The sequence below is a fragment of the Blastococcus sp. SYSU DS0541 genome, assembly GCF_054050875.1.
Window position 1 is genome coordinate 56897 of the sequence record NZ_JBJHAD010000021.1, and the last position, 7914, is coordinate 64810.

A 7914-nucleotide genomic window follows, 5' to 3' on the forward strand; every position below is an offset into this window, starting at 1 on the left:
GTGGAGGAAGCCCGCAGCCTCAGCTGCCGGGCCGGGCGCGTGACGTCGCTCGCTTCGTGGCAGCCGCGGTCGCCGGGTCCTCCGGCCACGGATGGCGGGGATAGCGACCCCGGAGCTCGCTGCGGACGGCGGGGTAGCCGGTGGTCCAGAAACCGGCGAGGTCGGTCGTGGTGGCGACGACCCGCTGGGCGGGGGAGAGCAGCTGCAGCCGCAGCGGTCGCCCCGCCACCAGCGGGGCCTGCCCCCAGCCGAACACCTCCTGCACGCGCACGGAGAGGGTGGGGACGGCGGGATCGGTGTAGTCGATCCGGATCCGCGACCCGGTCGGGACCGTCACCGAGTCGGGGACGACGGCGTCCAGATCGCCGGCCACCTGCCAGGGCACCAGCGCGCGCAGGGCCGCGGCGACGTCGATGCGGGCGAGGTCGGCGCGGTTGCGGGCGCCGGAGACGTCGATCGCGGCGAGCAGCGCCTCGTCGTCCACGGCCGGCCACGGCTCCCCGATCCCGGCGTGCGCCGCGGCCAGGCGGTCGCGCAGCCGGCGGGCCGCCGTCGTCCACGACAGCAGCCCGAGGCCCTCGCGGCGCAGGCCCTCGGCGACCGCACCGGCCAGGGCGGCGGGCCCGGGATCGCGTGCCGGGCGCTCGGCCAGCACGATCGCGCCCAGCCGCTCGACCCGCGCGCTGCGCACGTCGCCGTCGCGCCAGGCCACCTCGTCGCCGTCGGTGTGCAGCGGGCCGCCGGCGTCCAGCGCGGTCGCCTCGTCGATGGCCACCGCGGATCGCACCCGGGCATCGCGGCGCCCGGGGGACCGGTCGGCGACGGCGATCGCCAGCCACGGTGCTCCGGACAGCGCCGTGCCGGCCGCCAGTTCGGCGCCCGTGCCGGCGGCCATGAGGTAGGTGGTGCTGCCGGCGCGTCGCCGGGCCAGCCGCTCGGGGTGGGCGAGGCCGACGACGAGGCCGGCCATAGTGTCGAGGGGCAGGGTGTCGTCGGGCAGGCGGGGCGGAGGGAGGTCGTCCACCGCGCGCTCGAGGCGGGCGACCTCGTCCCGCCAGCGGGCGGTGGCCCCCCGGTCGGTGCCGGCGCGCAGCTCCCGCCAGCCCGCGAGGAGGTCGTCGCTGCGGAGCGAGAGGTCGGCGGAGAGCAGCGCGACCACCTCGGCGGCCCGCCGCCGCCCCACCAGCGGAGCGCCGTCGAGGAGCGCGCGGGCCAGCCGGGGGTGCACCCCGACGGCGGTGAGCGCGCGCCCGCGGGCGGTCGCCCGCCCGTCGCCGTCGACCGCCCCGAGGGTGCCCAGCGTCCGGCCGGCGACGAGCAGGGCGGCCGCCGGGGGAGCGTCGAGCAGGGCGAGGCCCCGACCCTCCGGCGCGCCCCAGCAGGCCAGCTCCAGCGCGAACGCGGTCAGGTCCGAGACGGCCACCTCCGGCTCGTCGTGGGCCGGCAGCCGGTCGTGCTCGGCCGGCGTCCAGCAGCGGTAGACCGCGCCCGGCCCCTCCCGCCCGGCGCGGCCGGCCCGCTGGGTCACCGCCGCCCGCGAGGCCCGCACGGTGACCAGCGACCCGAGGCCACGCGCCAGGTCGGCCCGCGGCGCCCGGGCGAGGCCGGCGTCGACGACGACGCGGACGCCGGGCACGGTCAGGCTGCTCTCGGCGAGCGCCGTGGCCAGGACGACGCGGCGCCGGGGCCCGGCCCGCAGCGCTGCGTCCTGGGCGGGCGCGGCCAGCCGGCCGTGCAGGGGGAGGACGTCGGCATCGAGCCCGCTCAGCCGCCCGGCCACCGCGCCGATCTCGCCGGCGCCCGGCAGGAAGACGAGGACGTCGCCGCCGCGCTCGGCCAGGGCCCGGCGGACCGTGGCGGCGACGTGGCCGAGCAGCCGGGGGTCGACCCGCAGGCCGTGCGGCGGGTCGACCGGCGTGGTCGGCGGCGCCCAGACGACGTCGACGTCGTGCAGCGCCCCGGTCGCCTCCACCACGGGGGCGGGTTCACCCTGCCCACCGAGCAGGGCGGCCAGCCGGTCGGCCTGGGCCGTCGCCGACATGGCGAGCAGCTGCAGCTCCGGGCGCAGCGTGTCCCGGACGTCGAGGCAGAAGGCGAGCGCCAGGTCGGTGTCCAGGTGCCGCTCGTGGCACTCGTCCAGGACGACCGCGGCCACGCCGGACAGCTCGGGATCGGCCTGCAGGCGGCGGACGAGCAGGCCGGTGGTGACCACCTCGACCCGGGTGGCGGCGCTCCGCCGGCTGTCCCCCCGGACGCTGTAGCCCACCCGTCCGCCGACGCGCTCGCCCAGCAGCGCGGCCATCCGGCGGGCGGCGGCCCGGGCGGCCACCCGGCGCGGCTCGGCCACGACGACGCGGCCCGGGAGGGAGCCGGCCAGCGCGAGCGGGACGAGCGTGGTCTTCCCGGTCCCGGGCGGGGCCACCAGCACGGCGCCGCCCCCGACCGAGAGCGCGTCCGCGAGCGCGGGCAGCGCCGCGCGGACCGGCAGGTCGGTCCCGGGAGTCCCGGGCGGTGGCAGCACGGGCCCCAGTCTGGCGTGCGCGGCAGGGTGGCTCCGCCACCACCGCGCGGGCGTGCCACGGCCACCGACGGGGCATGGCGAGGCCGTGCCCTCGCTGCAGCTCGACCTCCCGCTCCGCATGGACCTCGCCGGCAAGAGGTCGCTGGCCAGGGAGCTCGGGGCGGTCTACGGCGAGGTGATGGCCGTCCGGCCGGAGTTCGTCACCGTCTCCGTCCACGACCTCGGGCCCGGCGGGGTGTGGCGGTGCGGCACGGGGGACCCCGAGCCGGCGGGGCTCGTCATGTGCGACGTCCGCGCCGGCCGGCCGGCGGCGACGCGGGAGGTGCTCGCCCGCCGGATCGTCGAGGTGTGCGCCCGGGTCTGCGGTCTGGAGGAGCGCCTGCTCAAGGTGGAGTTCACGCAGCACTCCGGGGACGAGATGTACCACCCGCAGCTGGGTGGCTTCGCCCCGGACTGGGTTCCCGACGCGGGCGGCGCGGCGGGCTGAGTCGGTACGCGCGGCGGGGTCAGGCCACGAGGTCCCGCAGGACGGGGGCGAGCGACGACTTCCGCTCCAGCCCGATGCCGGGTGCGTCCGGGAGCCGCACGTGGCCGTCCTCGACCGGGTGGTCGTCGGCGAACCCGCCGAAGGGCTCGAAGATGCCCGGGTAGGACTCGCAGCCGTGCAGGTGGAACGCCGAGGCGATGGACAGGTTGAACTGGTGCCCGCCGTGCGGCACGCAGCGGTCGGGGTTCCAGCCGGAGTCGAAGAGCATCGCCACGATCCGGCGGAACTCGGTCAGCCCGTAGCTCAGCGCCGGGTCCATCTGGAGGATGTCGCGGTCGGGACGCAGCCCGCCGTAGCGGATCAGGTTGCGCGCCTCCTGGAACGACATCAGGTTCTCGCCGGTCGCCAGCGGCCCGGGGTACCGCTCGGCGAGCCGGCGGAGGTCCTCGAAGTCCAGCGGGTCGCCGGCCTCCTCGTACCACCGCAACGGGTAGGCGCTCAGGGCGTCGGCGTAGGCCAGCGCCCGGTCCAGGTCGAACCGCCCGTTGGCGTCCACCGCCAGGTCGCAGCCGTCGGGCAGCACCTCCAGGACGGCCTCGATGCGGCGCACGTCGTCCTCCAGCGGGGCGCCGCCGATCTTCATCTTGACCGTGCGGTAGCCCATGTCGACGTAGGAGAGCATCTCCGCCTGCAGGGCCTCGATGCCGCGCCCGGGGTAGTAGTAGCCGCCCGCGGCGTAGACCCAGACCCGCTCCGCGGGGGTCGCCGGCGTGCGCGGGTCGCGGGCCCGCTCGCTGAGCAGCCGGTTGAGCGGGAGGCCGGCCAGCTTCGCCGCGAGGTCCCACGACGCCATGTCCAGCACCCCCATGGCGACGCCCCGGTCGCCGTGGCCGCCGGGCTTCTCGTTCGTCATCGCCGCGCGCCAGATGAGCTCGGGGTCCAGGTCGCCGTGCTCGCCGACCAGGCTCTCGGGGGCGGCCTCCCGGACCCGCGGGATGATCCGCTCCCGCAGCAGCCCGCCCTGGGCGTACCGCCCGTTGGAGTTGAAGCCGTAGCCGATGACCGGCTCCCCGTCGCGGATCTCGTCGGTGACGAGCGCCAGGACGCTGACGGTCATCTTCGAGAAGTTGATGAACGCGTTGGACATGTCCGCCTCGATGGGGACGGTCTTCTCGCGGATGTCGACGATGCGCACGGGCCCGACCTCTCTGCCGGAGGCACCGTCGGCGGGGGGCGGCCGACGGTGCCTGGACGGTGGCACCCACGATGGCCCCTGGTGGGACGACGGGGTGGCATTCGTTCATTTCGTAATCCGGGCGCGACGACCTCCGGGCCGCATCGGCTGTGGTGCAGGGCACACTGACCGCGTGCGCCGGCCCGACCTCCCGCTGCGACGCCCCGCCAGACCCACCAGCCTGGCGCGCCAGCTGCTCCTCCTGCAGGGCCTGGTCGTCGCCGTCATCGTCCTCACCGCGACGGCCTTCGCCTACGTCAACGCGCACCGGACGGGGGAGGACGACGCCGAGGTGCAGGCCCGGGCGATCGTGGCGGCGCTGGCCAACTCGCCCCTGGTCGTCGAGGCGGTGACCGGTCCCCGGCCGACCGAGGTGCTGCAGCCGTACGTCGAGGCGGTGCGCAGGGACACCGGCACCTCCTTCATCACCGTGTTCGCCCCCGACCGGACGCGCTTCACCCACCCCGATCCCGCGGAGATCGGCCGCTCGTTCATCGGGACCATCGAGCCCGCCCTGGCGGGCCGCACGTTCACCGAGACCTACACGGGCACCCTGGGGCCGTCGGTGCGCGCCACGGGCCCGATCGTCGACCGGGACGGGGAGGTCGTCGCCCTCGTCTCCGCGGGGATCACGCTCGACGCGATCGGGGCGGACCTCGCCCGGTCGATGCCCGGCATCGTCGGCGCCGGGCTGGTCACCCTCGCCGTGGGCAGCACGGGCGGCTGGCTGATCAGCCGGCGGGTCCGGCGGCAGACGCGGGGGCTCGGGGCGCCGGCGCTCGCGCGGATGCTCGACTACTACCAGGCCGTCCTGCACTCCGTCCGCGAGGGCCTGCTGGTCGTGGACGGGAACCGGCGGGTCCAGCTGGTCAACGACGAGGCGCGCCGCCTGCTGTCCCTCGACGCCGAGCCCAGCGGGCGGCACGTCGGCGAGCTGGGGCTCTCCCCCGACCTCACGCGGACGCTGTGCGGGCAGCAGCAGACGGTCGACGAGGTGCACGTGAGCGGGGGCCGGGTGCTGGTGGTCAACCAGGTGCCGGCGCGCGCGTCGGGGCACTCCGGCGGAGCCGTGGTGACCCTCCGGGACCACACCGAGCTCCAGGCCCTCACCGGCGAGCTGGACAGCGTGCGCGCCTTCGCCGAATCCTTGCGGGCGCAGGCGCACGAGGCGGGCAACCGGCTGCACACGACGGTGTCCCTGATCGAGCTGGGCCGGGGGCAGGACGCCGTGGAGTTCGCCACCGCCGAGCTCGCGTCGGCCCAGCGGCTGACCGACCGGGTGGTCGACGCGGTCGAGGAGCCGGTGCTCGCCGCCCTGCTGCTGGGCAAGTCCGCGACGGCGCACGAGCGGGGGGTGTGGCTGGAGATCGACCCGGGCACCGCCGTGTCCGCGACCGGCATCCCCAGCGGCGAGCTCGTGACGATCGTCGGGAACCTGCTCGACAACGCCATCGACGCCGCCCTCGCGGGCGCCCCGCCGCGGGAGGTCCAGTTCGCGGCCTGGGTCGACTCCGACCGCCTCGAGATCCGCGTGGAGGACAGCGGCCCGGGCCTCACCGAGCAGCAGGCCCCCCGGGTGTTCGAGCGGGGGTGGACCACCAAGGACGCCGGCGATCTGCCCGCAGGCGGGCCCGGGCGGGGGCTCGGCCTCGCGCTCGTCGCGCAGGCGGTCCGCCGCAACGGCGGGTCGGTCACCGTGCGGCCGGGGCCCGGTGCGCAGTTCGCGGTGTCGCTGCCCGTCCGCACGGCCGTGGAGACCACCCCGTGATCCGGGTCCTGGTGGTGGAGGACGAGCCGGTCGCCGCCGAGGCGCACCGGACCTACGTCGACCGCACCGCGGGCTTCGCCACCGCCGCGGTCGCCGGCACCGGCGCCGTGGCCCTGGACGCGCTGGCGCGCGTGCCGGTGGAGCTGGTGCTCCTGGACATGAACCTGCCCGACACGCACGGCCTCGAGCTGTGCCGGCGGATCCGGGCCGCCCGCCTCGACGTCGACGTCCTGGCCGTGACCTCGGCCCGGGAGTTGAGCACCGTCCGCGCCGCCGCGGCGCACGGAGTCGTCGGCTACCTGCTCAAGCCCTTCACCTACGCGGCGCTGCGCGACCGGCTGCAGGCGTACGCCGAGTACCGCGACCGGCTGCCCGCGGACGGCGCCGCGGCGGGACAGGAGGACGTCGACCGGGCGCTGGAGGGCCCCCGGCCCCAGCGGCAGGCGTCCCTGCCGAAGGGCATGCACCCCCAGACCCTGGACAACGTGGTGACCGCGCTCCGCGCCGCCGGTGGGCTGTCGGCCGCCGAGGCCGCCGCCGCGACGGGGACGTCGCGGATCACCGCCCGCCGGTACCTCGAGTTCCTCGCCGAGACGGGGCTGGCCACCCGCAGCCCCCGCTACGGGGGCGCGGGGCGGCCCGAGACGGAGTACCGCTGGCGGTGAGACCCCGGGCCGCCGGGTGTGTACAGGGGGCGGTCGGCCCGTGTACGAAATGCACGGAATGTCGCCCAGGTCACACACGAGGGTGCAAGGTCGACGCGTTCGGAGCCGGTCCGCGATCTCGAAGGGTCCCCGCCATGTCCCTGCACCACCTCGACGACTCCCCGCAGTCGCGCTCGGCCCGACCCGTCCGCGGCCGGGTCCCACGGCTGGCCGGCCTGGCCGCCGCCTCCCTGCTCCTCGCCGCGTGCGGCGGGGCCGGAGGCGCAGGAGGCGGCGGCGAGGAGGCCGCCGCGGGCTTCCCGGAGGAGGACATCACCTTCGTCGTCCCCTTCTCGGCCGGCGGCCCGACCGACACGGTGACCCGCCTCATCGCCGAGCCGATGAGCCAGGAGCTCGGCGTGCCGATCGTCGTCCAGAACGTGGAGGGCGCCGGCGGCACCATCGCGGCCGGCGAGGTCGCCGCGGCCAACCCCGACGGCTACACGGTGCTGATGCACCACATCGGCATGTCGACCGCGCCGTCGTTGTACTCCGACTTGCCGTACGCGCCGCTGGAGGACTTCGAGACGGTCGGGCTGGTCACGACGGTGCCGATGACGATCGTCGCCCGCCCGGACTTCGAGCCCCAGACGATGGAGGAGCTGATCACCTACCTGGAGGAGAACGCCGGCAACGTCACGCTCGCCAACGCCGGGGTCGGCGCGGCCTCGCAGCTGTGCGGGCTGCTCCTGCAGGAGGCCCTCGGCGTCGAGCTCACCGAGGTCGCCTACGAGGGCACCGGCCCCGCCCTCACCGACCTCGTCGGCGGCCAGGTCGACCTCATGTGCGACCAGACCACCAACACCACCGGCCAGATCCAGGCCGGGGAGATCAAGGCCTACGCGGTGACGACGCCGGAGCGGGTGGAGAGCCTGCCCGACCTGCCGACCACCGAGGAGGCCGGCCTGCCCGAGCTGCAGGTCGGCGTGTGGCACGGGCTCTACGTCCCGGCCGGCACCCCCGACGAGGTCGTGCAGACCCTGAACGAGGCGCTGCAGGCGGCGCTCGAGGACCAGAACGTGATCGACCAGCTGGCCGACCTCGGATCCGCGCCCGCGACGCCGGACGAGGCGACCCCCGAGGGCCACACCGAGCAGCTCTCCAGCCAGATCGACCTGTGGCAGCCGATCATCGAGGAGGCCGGGGTCGCCGCGGACTGATCCCCGTAGCGACGGGGCGGGCCGTCCGGACCGGACGGCC

Annotated in this window: 6 protein-coding genes; 4 read left to right on the forward strand and 2 right to left on the reverse strand. The window is 76.4% G+C overall.

The features are described from left to right. Nucleotides 1–19: 19 nt before the first annotated feature. Nucleotides 20–2521 (reverse strand): ATP-dependent helicase HrpB, encoded by a 2502-nt coding sequence (hrpB, locus tag ACI794_RS18725; RefSeq protein ID WP_456603248.1) that lies wholly within the window; start codon nt 2519–2521, stop codon nt 20–22. Between the two features lie 85 nt (nt 2522–2606). Here hrpB and ACI794_RS18730 point away from each other — a divergent pair, with 85 nt between their 5' ends. Continuing rightward, a complete protein-coding gene (locus ACI794_RS18730) occupies nt 2607–3008 on the forward strand; it encodes a tautomerase (protein ID WP_456603249.1) in 402 nt (133 codons plus the stop codon). A 19-nt stretch (nt 3009–3027) separates the two neighbouring features. Here ACI794_RS18730 and ACI794_RS18735 read toward each other — a convergent pair whose 3' ends face one another. After that, on the reverse strand, nt 3028–4203 hold the full coding sequence (locus tag ACI794_RS18735) for a mandelate racemase/muconate lactonizing enzyme family protein (RefSeq protein WP_456583077.1): 1176 nt from the start codon (nt 4201–4203) through the stop codon (nt 3028–3030). A gap of 172 nt (nt 4204–4375) precedes the next feature. Here ACI794_RS18735 and ACI794_RS18740 point away from each other — a divergent pair, with 172 nt between their 5' ends. The 3 genes from ACI794_RS18740 (at nt 4376) to ACI794_RS18750 (ending at nt 7874) form a co-directional block, all read left to right on the forward strand. Further along, complete coding sequence (locus ACI794_RS18740; RefSeq protein ID WP_456603250.1) at nt 4376–6010, forward strand: sensor histidine kinase; 1635 nt, start codon at nt 4376–4378, stop codon at nt 6008–6010. Further along, on the forward strand, nt 6007–6675 hold the full coding sequence (locus ACI794_RS18745) for a response regulator (protein WP_456603251.1): 669 nt from the start codon (nt 6007–6009) through the stop codon (nt 6673–6675). The genes ACI794_RS18740 and ACI794_RS18745 overlap by 4 nt, the downstream gene beginning before the upstream one ends. A gap of 134 nt (nt 6676–6809) precedes the next feature. Beyond that, nucleotides 6810–7874 (forward strand): tripartite tricarboxylate transporter substrate-binding protein, encoded by a 1065-nt coding sequence (locus ACI794_RS18750; protein ID WP_456583074.1) that lies wholly within the window; start codon nt 6810–6812, stop codon nt 7872–7874. Nucleotides 7875–7914: the final 40 nt, after the last annotated feature.

Bases quoted from the DNA above. Each gene is read 5' to 3' on its own strand.
- ACI794_RS18750 (WP_456583074.1), top strand. From the start codon at position 6,810: ATGTCCCTGCACCACCTCGACGACTCCCCGCAGTCGCGCTCGGCCCGA.